This window comes from Acetobacterium sp. (assembly GCF_030652775.1).
In the GTDB taxonomy this organism is placed as follows: domain Bacteria; phylum Bacillota; class Clostridia; order Eubacteriales; family Eubacteriaceae; genus Acetobacterium.
This window is the reverse complement of the sequence record NZ_JAUSPS010000063.1, coordinates 35,399-48,990: the sequence shown is the minus strand read 5'-3', so window position 1 is coordinate 48,990 and position 13,592 is coordinate 35,399. Positions and strand designations below refer to the sequence as shown.

At 45.2% G+C, this 13,592-nt stretch carries 16 protein-coding genes; 5 read left to right on the top strand and 11 right to left on the bottom strand.

Going from position 1 to position 13,592, the window contains the following annotated elements; genetic code table 11:
- Positions 1–54 precede the first annotated feature (54 nt).
- The 3 genes from Q7J41_RS11075 to Q7J41_RS11065 all read right to left on the bottom strand — a co-directional run bounded on the left by Q7J41_RS11075 (position 55) and on the right by Q7J41_RS11065 (position 3,845).
- Positions 55–1,365, bottom strand: a complete 1,311-nt coding sequence (locus tag Q7J41_RS11075) for a HAMP domain-containing sensor histidine kinase (RefSeq protein WP_304888050.1) — start codon at positions 1,363–1,365, stop codon at positions 55–57.
- Positions 1,366–1,414: 49 nt separating this feature from the next.
- Entirely contained in the window at positions 1,415–2,149 is a 735-nt protein-coding gene (locus tag Q7J41_RS11070) for a response regulator transcription factor (RefSeq protein WP_370651011.1), read from the bottom strand.
- Positions 2,150–2,351: 202 nt separating this feature from the next.
- Positions 2,352–3,845 (bottom strand): carbohydrate-binding domain-containing protein, encoded by a 1,494-nt coding sequence (locus Q7J41_RS11065; RefSeq protein WP_304888048.1) that lies wholly within the window; start codon positions 3,843–3,845, stop codon positions 2,352–2,354.
- Between the two features lie 352 nt (positions 3,846–4,197).
- On the opposite strand from Q7J41_RS11065, the gene Q7J41_RS11060 reads away from it, so the two are divergent.
- The 4 genes from Q7J41_RS11060 to Q7J41_RS11045 are packed head-to-tail and all read left to right on the top strand — an operon-like array spanning position 4,198 to position 5,307.
- Positions 4,198–4,404: a helix-turn-helix transcriptional regulator gene (locus tag Q7J41_RS11060; protein ID WP_304888046.1), complete on the top strand. Its 207-nt coding sequence runs from the start codon at positions 4,198–4,200 to the stop codon at positions 4,402–4,404.
- Between the two features lie 11 nt (positions 4,405–4,415).
- The gene (locus tag Q7J41_RS11055) at positions 4,416–4,871 is read left to right on the top strand and encodes a hypothetical protein (protein WP_304888044.1); all 456 of its coding nucleotides are present in this window, start codon (positions 4,416–4,418) and stop codon (positions 4,869–4,871) included.
- 12 nt (positions 4,872–4,883) lie between these two features.
- On the top strand, positions 4,884–5,072 hold the full coding sequence (locus tag Q7J41_RS11050) for a hypothetical protein (RefSeq protein ID WP_304888042.1): 189 nt from the start codon (positions 4,884–4,886) through the stop codon (positions 5,070–5,072).
- Between the two features lie 19 nt (positions 5,073–5,091).
- Positions 5,092–5,307, top strand: coding sequence for a hypothetical protein (locus Q7J41_RS11045; RefSeq protein WP_304888040.1), 216 nt, complete (start codon positions 5,092–5,094; stop codon positions 5,305–5,307).
- Between the two features lie 91 nt (positions 5,308–5,398).
- Here Q7J41_RS11045 and Q7J41_RS11040 read toward each other — a convergent pair whose 3' ends face one another.
- The 6 genes from Q7J41_RS11040 to Q7J41_RS11015 all read right to left on the bottom strand — a co-directional run bounded on the left by Q7J41_RS11040 (position 5,399) and on the right by Q7J41_RS11015 (position 10,300).
- Positions 5,399–7,108 (bottom strand): FAD-dependent oxidoreductase, encoded by a 1,710-nt coding sequence (locus Q7J41_RS11040; RefSeq protein ID WP_304888038.1) that lies wholly within the window; start codon positions 7,106–7,108, stop codon positions 5,399–5,401.
- A 30-nt stretch (positions 7,109–7,138) separates the two neighbouring features.
- Positions 7,139–7,474: a glutaredoxin domain-containing protein gene (locus Q7J41_RS11035; protein ID WP_304888036.1), complete on the bottom strand. Its 336-nt coding sequence runs from the start codon at positions 7,472–7,474 to the stop codon at positions 7,139–7,141.
- A gap of 215 nt (positions 7,475–7,689) precedes the next feature.
- Entirely contained in the window at positions 7,690–7,953 is a 264-nt protein-coding gene (locus Q7J41_RS11030) for a hypothetical protein (protein WP_304888034.1), read from the bottom strand.
- A 389-nt stretch (positions 7,954–8,342) separates the two neighbouring features.
- Positions 8,343–8,753 (bottom strand): hypothetical protein, encoded by a 411-nt coding sequence (locus tag Q7J41_RS11025; RefSeq protein ID WP_304888032.1) that lies wholly within the window; start codon positions 8,751–8,753, stop codon positions 8,343–8,345.
- A 32-nt stretch (positions 8,754–8,785) separates the two neighbouring features.
- Positions 8,786–9,511 (bottom strand): DnaJ domain-containing protein, encoded by a 726-nt coding sequence (locus Q7J41_RS11020; protein ID WP_304888030.1) that lies wholly within the window; start codon positions 9,509–9,511, stop codon positions 8,786–8,788.
- A 201-nt stretch (positions 9,512–9,712) separates the two neighbouring features.
- Positions 9,713–10,300, bottom strand: coding sequence for a hypothetical protein (locus tag Q7J41_RS11015; RefSeq protein ID WP_304888028.1), 588 nt, complete (start codon positions 10,298–10,300; stop codon positions 9,713–9,715).
- Positions 10,301–10,581: 281 nt separating this feature from the next.
- On the opposite strand from Q7J41_RS11015, the gene Q7J41_RS11010 reads away from it, so the two are divergent.
- The gene (locus Q7J41_RS11010; protein WP_304888026.1) at positions 10,582–12,159 is read left to right on the top strand and encodes a hypothetical protein; all 1,578 of its coding nucleotides are present in this window, start codon (positions 10,582–10,584) and stop codon (positions 12,157–12,159) included.
- A gap of 116 nt (positions 12,160–12,275) precedes the next feature.
- Here Q7J41_RS11010 and Q7J41_RS11005 read toward each other — a convergent pair whose 3' ends face one another.
- Together Q7J41_RS11005 and Q7J41_RS11000 are read right to left on the bottom strand one after the other, a co-directional pair.
- Positions 12,276–13,202, bottom strand: coding sequence for a helix-turn-helix transcriptional regulator (locus Q7J41_RS11005; protein WP_304888024.1), 927 nt, complete (start codon positions 13,200–13,202; stop codon positions 12,276–12,278).
- Positions 13,203–13,422: 220 nt separating this feature from the next.
- Positions 13,423–13,590: a hypothetical protein gene (locus Q7J41_RS11000; protein ID WP_304888022.1), complete on the bottom strand. Its 168-nt coding sequence runs from the start codon at positions 13,588–13,590 to the stop codon at positions 13,423–13,425.
- Positions 13,591–13,592: the final 2 nt, after the last annotated feature.

Below are 13,592 nucleotides of genomic sequence, written 5' to 3'. Positions count from 1 at the left end.
GGTCTTTTGCCAACTCTTATTAAATTCTTATCTGTTTCTTAAATGGAAAGACCATCACACCACCTTGATGCCCAGTTCCACTGTGAACCCACCCTCATTATAACAGCGGATGCTACCGCCCATGGCGACCATAAACTGCCTGGCCAGATAGAGGCCCAGCCCGGAGCCCGGGGTGTTTTGGATTGATTCCCCGGAACCCCGAAAAAACTTTTCACACACCAGCGGACATTCGTCAGGATCCACCCCCGCCCCATAATCTTTGATTTTTATGGTTAGGTTTTTGTCAGTTTTGTCCAGACCGAACCAGATATCGATATCGGTATCGGCATATTTATAAGAATTGCTGATGATATTGTCAATCACCTGACCCAGCCGCAGCGGATCACAAAAGACCAGACACTCCGCCAAGTCATTTTTAAAGCGGATTTTCCCAAAATTATCCATTTCCTTGAACATCTGGATGATCACGGTGCTGGGTTGCTCGCTGACATTGACCTTCAGCATTTCCAGTTCTTCCAGGGTGGCGTGGAAGAGATTGCTGATCAGCGCGTCAATGATGTCGGCTTTGGCATCGATCACCGCGATTTTTGCGATACTTTCAGTGATCGTTGTTGCTGCGGTTGACCCTGGCAAATCCTCAGCTTGCACAGTTGCCAGCTTGATCTCAAGTAACTCACAGATGGCTTTAATGGTGGCCACCGGGGTTTTTATGTCATGGGACAGTTCCGCCACCAGCTCTTTCTTGCTGATATTAGCCTGATATTCACCCTGCCGGGCCTTTCTCAGCTCTTCCCTCATCAGATCAAAACTTTCAGTGAATGCGCCAAAGTAATTGCCCCGGTCCATCGGTAGCCGGAACTCCAGATCACCATCGGCAATTTTTCGGGCAAACTCTTTCAGCACTCCAAAGGGCCGGAGAATCGACGTATGTACCAACCCGAAAAGCAGGTAAACCATGATCAATACCAACCCAAAGGTAAGGGTAATCATGACCGTCAGATTTCTTTTCATGGTTGCTTCTTCACTGCCGTCGGTCAGAATAATGATCTTCCCCAACAGTTTTTCCTGTCCATCCGCTGCGGTTCCGGTCAAATCGATGATCGTCTGACGATTCTTGATACCGTCATAAAGAAGAGCCTGATAGTTTTCATCCGTGACCAGGGCGATCTGGTAGGGCAGTCCCCGATTCGCACCGGATTTTTTTGTATCACCAGCCTGCCAGTCTTGTTCGATAGTTTTAGCGACCTGGTTAATCTCGGTAACATCGACCCGATTGATCTGGCTAGCATTGATGGTGGTGATTGCGGCCAGGTAGCCGGCCATCATGATAACGGTAAACAGGATCACCATATTTCTTATTTTCATGCATTTCCTCAACTAAGTAATTTATTATATCGGCAAGAAGAGCGCAGGGTTATTCATTTTCCTGGGTCTCAAATATATATCCGGTGCCCCAGATGGTTTTAATCAGCCTTGGCTGGTTGGGATTTTCTTCGATTTTCTTGCGAATTTTCCGGATATGGACATTCAGAGTGCCATCACTGAAAAACGCATCTCCCCAGATTTTGGCAAACAACTCATCTTTGGCAATCACCCGGTTTTTATTTTCATAAAGGTATAAAAACAGCCTGAATTCCTTGGTTTTGAAACCCACGTCTTTTTCATTGCGATAGACCTTCATGGCATCCTTATCAATTTTCAGGTTGCCGCAACGGTCCTGCGCTTCTAATTGCGCACTGACCACATCACTGCTCCCGGCTTTTTGCGCCGCCCCATCATAGCGTTTGATGATGACCTTCACCTTAGCCAGCAGAACGCTAAGAGAATAGGGCTTTTTAATATAATCATCGCCGCCGATATTCAGCGCAATCAGGACATCATCATCACTCTGCCGGGCGCTGATAAAAAGAATCGGCACGTCGGTATTTTTTCGGAGTGCTTTACACAATTCAAAACCGCTGTCATTTCCCAGATTGATATCCAATAAAATCAGTTTAACCTGATTGTTCTCCATAAAAAAAACGCAATCCTCAGAATTGGTCACAACGGCGCAGCTCAGGCCAAACATTTCAAAATATTCACAGGTCGCTTTCGCCAGTTCTACTTCATCATCGACAATTAAACAATCCCAGTTCACACGTACTCCCATCCCCCGACCTGGTCGGGAATGTCATTTGATTTGATTATTCTGATAATCCTTTGTTAAATGATACCATTATTCAGGTGAAATTGCATCTGGTTTGATTTATACTAGCAGGATTCAATTGCTTTCTTCAAAAAAAAAGACATGTCCTTCTATTGGAAGGAGCATGCCTTTTCTTTATTTCTCTATTCTTTGGTAATCTGTTCTGCTATTGCGGTTTTTGACCACCCTGGGGTGGATTCTGGCCGCCCTGGCCGGGTCCACCCATTCCGGTCTGGCCATTACTGGTAACCACGCCCGTCAGGGGAATTTCCACCGTTTGGCTGCCACAGGTCAGGGTATAGGTTGAGCTCTGGGCCAGATCCGGGGTGCTGATCACCACCGATTGATAGGTTTTATCCGGGGTGTAGGAAACGACCGTCTTGCCGCTGGCATCAGTCAATTTTATTTCGGTCCCGGCTGCACAGCTTGATGTGAGGTTGTAAAGCAAGGATGCCTGAGTCGAGGTTTCGGAAAACGACTGGGCCATTCCGGTACTGCCGGCAATCAGAACGGTTCCGCCAATGACATCGGCAGTGCCATTATAATCCAGGGCACCATTGCCGCTGTTGGTGGGGCCACTGACAGTCACCGTGCCGCCCGAGATATAGAGATTCCCATTGCTATCAAGTCCGTCACCAGCCGCATTGACGCTGATGGTGCCACCGGAAATTGAAACATAGACGTTTGGATCATTTTCCATGGCACCGCCGCCGCCTTTTCCGCCGGTGTCTGTTTCCGCAGCACTGGCACTGGCACCTTTAAACCCGTCATCCGATGAAATAAGGTCAATGGTTCCGCCTTCCACGATGACCGCCGTTCCTTCAATCCCCTCGGTGCTGTTTTTAACTGTAATCGTCCCGCCACAAATGTAAACATAGCCTTTTGTGGTATCATCAGCGTTCTTTGAGGTAATCCCCTTGCCTGCTGACGAATCGATGGTAAGGGTGCCGTCTTTGATTTTGACACTGTTTTTACCGCTAAGGGCATCGTCTGCTGAGGTGATATTATAAATGCCTCCGGTAATGACCAGATCATCCTTTGACACAATCCCGTGGTTACTGTTTGTTGTAATATTTAAGGTCCCTTCGCCATTGATGGTCAGATCGGCTTTGCTGAAGATCACCCCATCGACCGTATTGTCATCGGTCTGCACATAGGCCCCACCATCGGTTAAGGTATTGACCGTATTGGCATTCAAGGTGACAAAGACCTTGTTGGCACTTTTTACATAGATCGGGGCATTATCGGCACAATTGATGGTCGCACCATTTAGCACAATCTGAATCTTGTCGGTATCGGCTGCTGCTACCACAATCTGCCCGTCAGTCAGATTCCCGGTAACCACATAGGTCCCTTCCTTGGTGATAGTCAGGACCCCGTCACTGGCACTGGCGCCGTCACCGGTTACCTGGATATTGCTACCATCCAGAGTTACCTGAACTGCGGTCGCGTCATCATAGCTTGTTTCCAGATCACGATCGGTAAATTCCGGATCGACAACAATTGTCGATGTGGGCGATACCACCGCACTTAATACCGCCGTGGTCTCGGTGACTGCCTCAGCCGTGGTTTCTGTCGTTGTTGCAGAATTTGAACTGCATCCGGCCAACAATACCATCATGATTAATAAAAATGGTATTAAAATTTTTAGTCTTTTCATTGAACTTCCTCTTTTCTCTCTTTGTTAAGATGTAATTGTGAAGCGTATTATTTCCGCCTTGTTATCAAACAATTGGGGATTTACTCAGGATTGTAATAGAAATTTTATCAGGTTCCTGGAGTGCCCGCCTCTTTTTTCTTATTATAGATGGGTTATGTGACGGTTATATGGATAAAGGCTGTTTTTTAATTGAAAGACCCGATTTTATTTTGTATCATTAGCTCCGTTTTATGTCTTAAATGTTGAGTCATTCTTTTTTTGTTTTTTTTTGCAAAGCGGGCTTGACATTTTATGCAAAGCAGACTATACTAAAAATGCAAAGTATGCTATGCAGATTATCAGAAGGTGTAATATGAAAACACGAATCAAAGAATTACGAAAAGAACGAAAACTATCCCAGGAAGAACTGGCCCTGGCGGTGGGCACGACCAGACAGACCATTACCTCCATTGAAGTCGGTAAATATACTGCTTCGCTGGTACTGGCCTATAAAATTGCCTACTATTTCGGGCTGACCATTGAAGAAGTTTTTGACTTTTCAGAAGAAAATGAATTTTAGGAGGCAGTATCATGGAAAAATTTAGAACAAAGGTTAAACAAAGAATTGCGATTTCTTCAGGAATGGCATTGGTGACGGTGGTATTGGGGGCATTTAGTATTTATTCAATAATTTTTTCAGACCACTCAACGGCAACCCTCTCTGACGGTTTTGTGGCGGGGTTCCAGTTTGGCCTGATTATCAGCATCTTCGGCTTCTCGCTGTTTGACATCGTCAAGCTGAGCTTGGCAATTAATGATGAAACTAAACTAACGATATTGTACAATAAGGAAAATGACGAACGGATGAAAACCATCCGAAGCAAAGCCGGGATGCCGCTCATTGCCATAACATCAGTTCTGATGATTATTGCCGCCATTGTCGCCGGATATTTTAACATTGTGGTGTTTTATACCCTGGTCAGCGCCGTAGCGGCCCAACTATCAGTCAGCGCTGTGGTCAAGCTTTATTGTCTGAAAACCATGTAATGGGGGGGGACGATGATGAAAAAAAGCCGTTTGTTTCCTGTGACTATCACGATCATGATTCTCTGTCTGGGTGTAATGGTCGTTAACTGGCTGCTCCTACCCCTGCCAGATTGGACCGTTCGCAGCATTGGTTTGCTGATGCTGGCCGACCTGCCGGTTCTGGTTTATTCCCGGATCAGAATTATCCAGAACCATCAATAAAAGAAATGGAGTCCTTGAAATGAAAAAAACGATGCGAAAAGAACTGAAAATCGGACTTTTGCTATTTGCTATTTTTAATCTCGCCAACTTGATGATTAATCATCTGCTTCCAGAAATACCGGCCCTGCATTTTATCCTCGGTGGGCTGGCCGGGTTGGCGTTTTGCCAGACGATTATCGGCATCTTACCGGAAACCACTTACTTAAAACTGAAAAAGCTAAAAAAGAATTTATAAACAAAACCCTCAACAAACGAAAATTGTTGAGGGTTTTGTTGTGAAATTATTAATTTTGTCCGTTATTTCTGATACCGTCTTTTTTAAAACACTATTTAGCGGTGGTTCCGAAATTAAGTGCTGCCAGTTGATAATGGGCGGTTTTATAGGTACTGTATCCGCCAGCCAGATTGTAAATATTGGTAAAGCCGTGCCCCTGCAGAATACGGATTGCCAGATAAGCCCGCTGTCCCACCTGACAGGTTACATAAATGGGGGCGTCTTTGGCGATTGGTATTTCGCCAATCCGATCCCGGAGACTATCCAGTTCAATATTCACGGCACCCTTAATCCCACCAGCCCGGACTTCCATTGGTGATCGCACATCCAGCAGGAAGCCGCTATCCGCCACAATCTGATCAATTTCATGCCACTGAACGGTTTGATAAACCCCATCCAGAATATTTTCGGCGATATAACCCAGAATGTTCACCGGATCCTTCGCTGATGAGAACGGCGGCGCATAACTGAGTTCAAGGTCCTGAAGATCCAGAACTGTTGCTCCCAATTTCATCGCCGTGGCAATCACATCGATCCGCTTTTCAGTGCCCTCCTGGCCAACCGCCTGAGCACCGAGAATTTTCAGGGTTTGCGGTTCATACAACAGTTTCAGCGCAATATTGGTGGCATTGGGATAATACCCGGCATGGTTGCTCCGGTGGGCTACCACCACCTGATAGGGGATTTTTTTCATATCCAACAGGGCGGCATTATTTCCGGTGGCGGCAATGGTCTGATTGAACACCTTCGCTACCGCAGTTCCCTGAATGCCGACATTGCCGATTTTTTTGCCGTTGATATAATCGGCCACCAGCCGTCCCTGACGGTTCGCCGGCCAGGCTAGTGGAATGGCCGTCGGAGTTTTGGTGACAAAATCGACCACTTCCACGGCATCGCCGATGGCAAAAACATCCGGATTGACGGCATCATTTTCGCCGCTGTAGACCTCATAATTAGCGGTCGTGACGATATGTCCCCGGGAGCCCACTTTCAGATTGGCCTTTTTGGCCAAAGCATTTTCTGGTACCACGCCAATAGCAAGAATAACCAGCTCGGCCTGAATGACCTGGCCGCTCTCCAGCACCACTTCATGGCCCTCATTCTGGAAATGATCAACCCCATCTTCAAGAATAATATTAACGCCATTGGCATTGATTTCCTGATGGACCAACTGGGCCATTTCAAAATCCAATGGTTTTAAGACCTGATTCATTTTTTCCACTAAAGTGACATTGATGCCCAACTCCTGAAGGTTTTCGGCCATTTCAACGCCGATGAAACCGCCGCCGATGACCACTGCCCGGCTGACCTTGCCGCTGTCCACCACGGCTTTGATTTTATCGGTATCGGGAATGTTCCGCAGGGTCAGGATGTTTTTGGCTTCCGCCAATCCCGGAATCGGCGGAGCGATGGGTTTAGCCCCGGGTGACAAGATCAACTTGTCAAAGCTTTCAGTATAAACCGCTCCGGTTTGATGATTTTTCACCGCCACGGTTTTTTTATTCGGGTCAATGGCGGTGACCTCACTGAAATTGCGAATGTCCAGGTTAAACCGTTTGGACATCCCGCTTACCGTTTGAACCAGCAGTTTCCGACGATCGGTAATCACATCCCCGATATAATAGGGTAGTCCACAATTGGCAAAAGAGATATATTCGTCCCGTTCAAATAGGATGATCTGATCTTCTTCACTTAAACGACGGAGTCTGGCCGCAGCTGTGGCGCCGCCAGCGACACCACCTACAATTAGTATTTTTTTCATTGATTTCTCTCCTTAGTTATATAAAATAGTTCATTTTGTTTCAAAGCTGGTTTTACATTTTGGACAGCGGACGCTGATTTTTCCCTTATCGTTAGGAACTCGCAGTTTGGCCTGACAATTCGGACAAGCCACCACCCGATGATCCACCAGTTCCAGTACCTTCGCCTGATCCAGACCGATCACGGCATCATCGCCGATGATAAAAGCGGGCACCCCACGAATACCCCTGCGAGTCATTTCTTGTTGGGCTGCGGCGTCATAATTAACGTCCTTCTCAACAAATTGAATATGATTCTGCTTAAGAAAAGCCTTTGCCGTTTTACAGTGGGGGCAGGTTTGGGTTGTAAACAGGGTTACATCTTTCATTAATCTCACCTGATTTCTTTTTATAATTACATGCTTTGTTTATTATTTAACATAATTCATCATAACAGATACTTACCCGATTCTCTGTGATTTCATCACTGAGCGAATAAAATAATGAGAATCCTCAAAAAATTAAAACAACCAAAACCTCAGTTCTGGTTGCTCTAAGTGTTAATTCTATTCTTATTATTTGGACTCGAAAGGCTTCTTTCTGGTTATATTGCTTTTTCCATGGGGTCCATTCCCGAACAATTCATCCCATTAATGGATCTCTGTTTTTTACGGTTCTTTATTTCCCGATAAGCAAACTTGCTGCCTTTTTTACAGCCATCATCTTTTACCATTAATATCGAAAGCCCTTCCATCAACAGGGTCATTACACATTGACGAGGGCAGGTGGAGCAGGTGAGTTGAATTTCGCTGACCCCATCCTCTTGCCGAATTTTCGCTTTTTCTTCTTTTAAATTTGTGTTGATCATTGATTAGACCTCCAAAATCTTTGCTCAGAAACAGATTGACTTCAACGTCGCCGCCATTGTTTGCCGGGACCGTCGTTGCTCTCTGGCTACTTTTAGTAAAATTTTATCTTTTCTGAATTATAACACAAAATCCAAAGATTGTTAAATAAATAACTATTGGAAACGTTATCTGTTTTGGCGGGTTAATCTTCTTTAAAGATTACGGGATTTAACTGCCTGTACCTTATTAAAGGAACACAGATATAATACGATTTTCTTTGACCTTTTCGCTTTATCAACTATTTTTCTTTAATCGTAAAATTGACAAAACCCAAGGAGCGCAATCTTAACACTGCAAGTCCTTGGGTTTCTTTTTTATCCTAACCGTCTACTAATTTATTTGATGTTCTTTACACAATCACCCGAACCGCAAAGCTCTCTTTGCACTCCGGACATTTAACCATGTGTTTACCCCGCTTGATCGGTAGCTTCAGGGTCTTCTTGCAATGGGGACATTTCCGGTAACGATGAACCCGGATTTCTTTAATCCGCCGAAAGAAGATTCGGCCTTCTTTTTTTACAGGGTTCCACAGTTTCAGGAACTTTTCGTTTTCCATATGCCGGCGACTGATATTTCGGGAAAAACCCCGTAACACCATCAGCAGGATCAAGCCATTTGAAATGACCATCAAGATCGTTGAATTAACCATCATATTGATCATCATCAGTCCCAAAGCCAGAAATAACCCAGTGTAATAAAGCTGATCAATACCATAACGGCCGGTCATGAAGCGGATCAGCTTATTTTTTAAACTTTCCATTGATTGTCTCCTAATCTATTTAACCACAGGTTCTAAAATATTAGTCCTAAAAACGAAAGCAAAAACTGAATTGCGTAAAAGCCAATAAACAGCTTAACAATCGTACCCAGCGGCGAAAAATTTGAAGCCCGCCGGCCAGTCCCTCCAAACCAACTGCGTCGTCCACTCATTTGATTCAGCAGGTTTTGATATTCGCTATTATCCGGTTCCATCTCAACGGCCATGCGGGCATGTTCCACGGCAATATCCCGGTAACCCAGGCCATAGTTTGCAACAGCGCTATAGAAATGCCATTGGGCGTTGCGTTCCGACAGATGTTTGAGGACATTAAGTGCCTGTTCATAATTTCCCATATTGATATAATTCGCCGCTGCTTCAAAACTGTAGGTCTGCCGCTGGCTGGAATATGCCCCAAAAATCCACTCAAAGGGATCAAACCCTTCAAACGGATCGCTTTGGCCAGCTTGGCCATCGCTGCTGGCATAGCGATAGGTATAGGTATAGGTTCTGGTTTGTCCCGCATGGCCTTGTCGATAGGGACTGGCGGTGCCATGGGCATTCCCGTAGGCAAGATTGGCCTTACCGCTCTTGATCAAATCATAGGCCGCATTGACCTCGCTCATTTTCCGGGCAGCTTCCTGATTCCCCGGATTCAAATCCGGATGATATTGCTTTGCCAGTTTTTTATATGCTTTTGAGACGTCCTCATCGCTGGCATCGTGAGGAACCCCCAAAACTTGATAGGGATCCAAATTCATTGTGATTCCACCTTATCTGCAAATTTATTTCTAAAATTAATTGTGGAACGATTGTACCCCTAAATGTTTAGGTTTTGTTTAAACAATTGAAAAAAAGTTTTTCACTGGCTCCTTATTCCCCATAAAATCGAAACTGCCGCAAAAAGATAACAGACTTGTCATCATCTTTTTGCGGCAGTTAACCGATCAAAACGCTGTCATTTATCGCTGCTGTGACAGAATCCCGATGGTGGATCGCCCCGGCAGCACAAAATAATTATCCCCCAGAGTGACCCCAATTTTGGCGGTTTCACCGGCAAACAGGTCAAAGAGCCGTTTCTGTTCCACCGTTGACCATTCTTCACCGTTTCCAGGAACGTAGTCCTGAGCCGCCGTCCAGCCCAATTCTTCTTTCACCGCATCCGCTACAAAGACCTTACCGGTATTGACCAGCAAATTCATAACCTCATCAATCAGAAAGAGATCCATGGAATCTTTCAGGGTTTTAGAATAATCATCCAACTCGGTGCCGACCGTAACAATATAGGGGAAAACCAGATCTCCCTGCTCAACATAACCCCGAAGTAGCTGACTTTCAAAGGGCACCCCGTTGATTTTAACCCATTGATCGGTTTTTTCGGTGACCTCGGCTTTAAAGTAAATAGCTTTGGGCCTGGCAATCTGCTCCACCATTTCATAAATCGGCTCGAGAATATCCAGCATCGCTTCGTTGCCTCTTAAATTCAGTTCCTTATCAAGCGTTTCGCTATCGTAGGAAAAGGGAAATTTTTCAAAAATTTTATAGTTCATTTGTTTCTCCAATCTTTATATCTGTTTTTTATAAATATACCCAGCTTTCACGAAAATATTAAATTCAAGTAATTTTTAACGAAAATTAAGCTCTCTCAAAATCCAAAAGCTACTAAGTTTTAATTCGACACTTATATTTTCCCTGGATTAAAACCCATCAATAAATGTTTCTTGGATTAAAAATTATTGTTCTAAACAAATTGGGGTTGTGATAAAATCATTTCAACAACTTTTGTGAAATCATTTGCAAAAGCAAAATAAAAATTTAAGGAGTAACCCAAGTGATGAAAAGAAAACTGCTACCCTTATTGCTCATCTTCGCCCTGCTGTTAAGCGGCTGTACCGCGACAGATTCCTCCAAAGGTAATCCCGATCCCCTTTCCGAAGCAACCGCTGCGCTACAGAAAGAAATGGACGAGATCCAAACCATGCTGGCGGAAATCGGAACTTCTGCGGGACAAAGCCCTGCCGGTGATGAAAAAGCCTATACCCTCCTGAATGAAAAACTCAATAGCAAAACTTATTTCTTCGATATCCTGGTCTGTGATGCCGATTCTAATGTGACTCAGGTTGCCACTAAAATGGACAGCCCCTTTATCGGTCTCAATTTAAAAAGCATCAACCGTCATCCCGAACTGTTTGTCGATACCCCGGCGATGGTTATTAAAGCCAACACCGCCACCGATGACACCCCTTATCTCTATGCTTCGGTTCCCATTAAAAACGGCGGCTGGGTGATTGCCTATATCGATCCCTATACCTTTGGGGCGAAACTCAGCCAACTTACGATCGGACAGAATCTGGAACTTGGCGTCATTGATACCAACGGAACCAATGTCTACACTAGTAATATGACCGAAATCGGTAAAAATATTCTAACTGATCCTATTTACAGCAGTTTTGTTGAACTTCAGACGCTGATCAAGAACAAAATGATTCCTAATTCCCAGGGCGAAGGAAGCTATACCTATAATGCCGCTGGCACCAATGAACCAGTGAAAAAAGAAGTAAAATGGAACACCGTGAAGGCCTTTGACTCCGAGCTGCGGATTTATGCCAATTCCGAACCCGGTGCCGAAGAGGCTGCTACCACCGATGGTGACCTGCGTCAGTTTACCGACGAGGAATTATCCTGGCTGGATACCGCCAGCACCTTGATCTATGATGAATTTACAACTCTTGAAACACTCACTAAAACGGCGGTGACCGCCTATCAGCAATCCGGTGAAAATAGTGAAGCCTTCTCAAGCGCTTTGGCCGCCATCTCAAAGGATAGTCCGATCGCCAAAAATGTGGCTTTTGTCAATAATAAAAACAGCATTACCAACGCCTACCCCACCTATTTCAAAGGGATTTCATTTGATCTGTATGATAAAAATATTCCCGCCATCAGCCAGAACAAACAGCCTTTTATCACCGAATTGACCTTTGCCGATCATCAGACTCCGGCGACTCAGCTTCTGGCTTTTGTCACCCCAGTAGAAAACGATGGACAGATTGCCGGCTATATTGTGGCTCAGGTACGCCTCTATGATTTTGCTGCCTATCTGACCAATCTGGAAAGCATTGGCGAAAATGTAAACTTTATGCTCGCTAATAACGATGGAACGATTCTGTACGATGGTGATCTCACCGAGGTTGGGATGAACACTTTTGAGGATGACCTCTACTCCGAAGGCACCCTAAGCGACTATATTCACAATGAATATAAGCCCAATCGGGAAGGCCAGGCTCAATATGAATTCTATGGCGCCGGGATGACGGAAATCATCCCCAAACGGGTTGTCTGGAAAACCATGACCTTCATGTGGAATGACTTTAAACTCAGTATGAACTCCGAATGGAAACCTGCGGAATAACAAAACCAATTCATTCTTTTATGCTTTTAACATGACACTTGCAAAAAACAAAAGCCGGTTCAAAGCGAATAAATTTTTCTTCCGCTTTGAACCGGCTTGGTTCGTGTACGACCTGACTAAATTTTGTTAATGACTTTGACCGGATAGGCTTCAATGTACCCCCGGTAGCCCATCGGTGCCAGCTGAAAGCGGGGTGCTGCTTCCGGCGCCCATTGGTAGCCGTAAACGGTTGGATCAAAGCGTTTAACATGCTCCCAGATCGCATCAATTTCGGCCATAAAATCAGTATCGTCATAGGGTTCGCCCTGAAACACCATCATCGTGCAGGGCGGCAGCTCAATCAGCTCATAACCCTCCGGAATGACATTGGCATAATCCAGCGGCACCTCCACGCCCTGAACATACTGGGACGTACCTTCCCGGATCAGATGCTTGGGCAGCCACATTCCGATGGGCTCATATAAAGCTTCCTTCACACTGGTGAGTACCGACCAGATCTCACAGCCGACTTCTTCACAATAAGCAAAATACTCCGTTGCTTTGACGCCGCGTTTTAACAGCAGCTTCCGGGCCGGTCGTTCAATCACCTGGACAAATACGGTACGGGAATTTTGTTGTTCCTTCATTTTTTTCTCACTCATTTTTTTCGCTCCTTTATGCATGGACTGGTAGGTGTCGAAAACTTTCTGAGGCATAAATAATTGGATTGGCGGTGTCTGCCGGCCATATTTACTGGGGGCCATCCCAAATTCCCGGGAGAATGCCCGGGTAAAGCCTTCATGGGAATCAAAGACAAAATCCATCGCCACATCGACAATCTTCATCTCCCCATCCCGGAGCAAAAGCGCCGCCTTGGTGAGCCTTAACGCTCTAATATAATCAAAGGGGGCTTTCCCGACCACTTCTTTAAACAGCCTTGCCGCATGCCAGGGCGAATATCCTGCCGCATTGGCCAATTCTCTTAAGGTGATCTTCCGGGTTAGATTGGTTTCGATATAGTCCTGCATCCGCTGCACGGCCTGAAAAATCTGTGCCTCTTCCATTTTTCTCACCTCCCTTATCTTTATTCTAGACCATCAAGGAGCAAATTGCTTGGCTGCCCTTGCTAAAAACATTCATTGCATGGAGTGTGTATTTGGTTAACAAGCTATCTGAGCGCTGGATAAAGTGTGGAAATCTGAGCAATGATCCCTCTACCAAAAACATCAGTGATCGCCACTTCTGACCAGCAATTGAGCGATAAATTTACCACGGACACAATGCCTAGAAAAACTTCAGAACCTCATCTGCTGCCTTACGGGGCGGCATTCTGGCTTCCTGGGCGGTATACCCCACCGCAATCATCGCTTTGACGGTGGTTTCATCCACCTTTTTAGATGCATCATATTTCCGCATACTTCTTCTTGCTTCAATCACGTTTTGAAATTCCATAA

Coding starts and splice junctions, on each gene's coding strand:
- Q7J41_RS11070 (WP_370651011.1), bottom strand. CDS start 2,149: ATGGGAGTACGTGTGAACTGGGATTGTTTAATTGTCGATGATGAAGTA.
- Q7J41_RS11055 (WP_304888044.1), top strand. CDS start 4,416: ATGGAAAAATTTAGAACAAAGGTTAAACAAAGAATTGCGATTTCTTCA.
- Q7J41_RS11045 (WP_304888040.1), top strand. CDS start 5,092: ATGAAAAAAACGATGCGAAAAGAACTGAAAATCGGACTTTTGCTATTT.
- Q7J41_RS11005 (WP_304888024.1), bottom strand. CDS start 13,202: ATGGAAGAGGCACAGATTTTTCAGGCCGTGCAGCGGATGCAGGACTAT.
- Q7J41_RS11040 (WP_304888038.1), bottom strand. CDS start 7,108: ATGAAAAAAATACTAATTGTAGGTGGTGTCGCTGGCGGCGCCACAGCT.
- Q7J41_RS11025 (WP_304888032.1), bottom strand. CDS start 8,753: ATGGAAAGTTTAAAAAATAAGCTGATCCGCTTCATGACCGGCCGTTAT.
- Q7J41_RS11020 (WP_304888030.1), bottom strand. CDS start 9,511: ATGAATTTGGATCCCTATCAAGTTTTGGGGGTTCCTCACGATGCCAGC.
- Q7J41_RS11060 (WP_304888046.1), top strand. CDS start 4,198: ATGAAAACACGAATCAAAGAATTACGAAAAGAACGAAAACTATCCCAG.
- Q7J41_RS11050 (WP_304888042.1), top strand. CDS start 4,884: ATGATGAAAAAAAGCCGTTTGTTTCCTGTGACTATCACGATCATGATT.
- Q7J41_RS11065 (WP_304888048.1), bottom strand. CDS start 3,845: ATGAAAAGACTAAAAATTTTAATACCATTTTTATTAATCATGATGGTA.
- Q7J41_RS11035 (WP_304888036.1), bottom strand. CDS start 7,474: ATGAAAGATGTAACCCTGTTTACAACCCAAACCTGCCCCCACTGTAAA.
- Q7J41_RS11000 (WP_304888022.1), bottom strand. CDS start 13,590: ATGGAATTTCAAAACGTGATTGAAGCAAGAAGAAGTATGCGGAAATAT.
- Q7J41_RS11015 (WP_304888028.1), bottom strand. CDS start 10,300: ATGAACTATAAAATTTTTGAAAAATTTCCCTTTTCCTACGATAGCGAA.
- Q7J41_RS11075 (WP_304888050.1), bottom strand. CDS start 1,365: ATGAAAATAAGAAATATGGTGATCCTGTTTACCGTTATCATGATGGCC.
- Q7J41_RS11030 (WP_304888034.1), bottom strand. CDS start 7,953: ATGATCAACACAAATTTAAAAGAAGAAAAAGCGAAAATTCGGCAAGAG.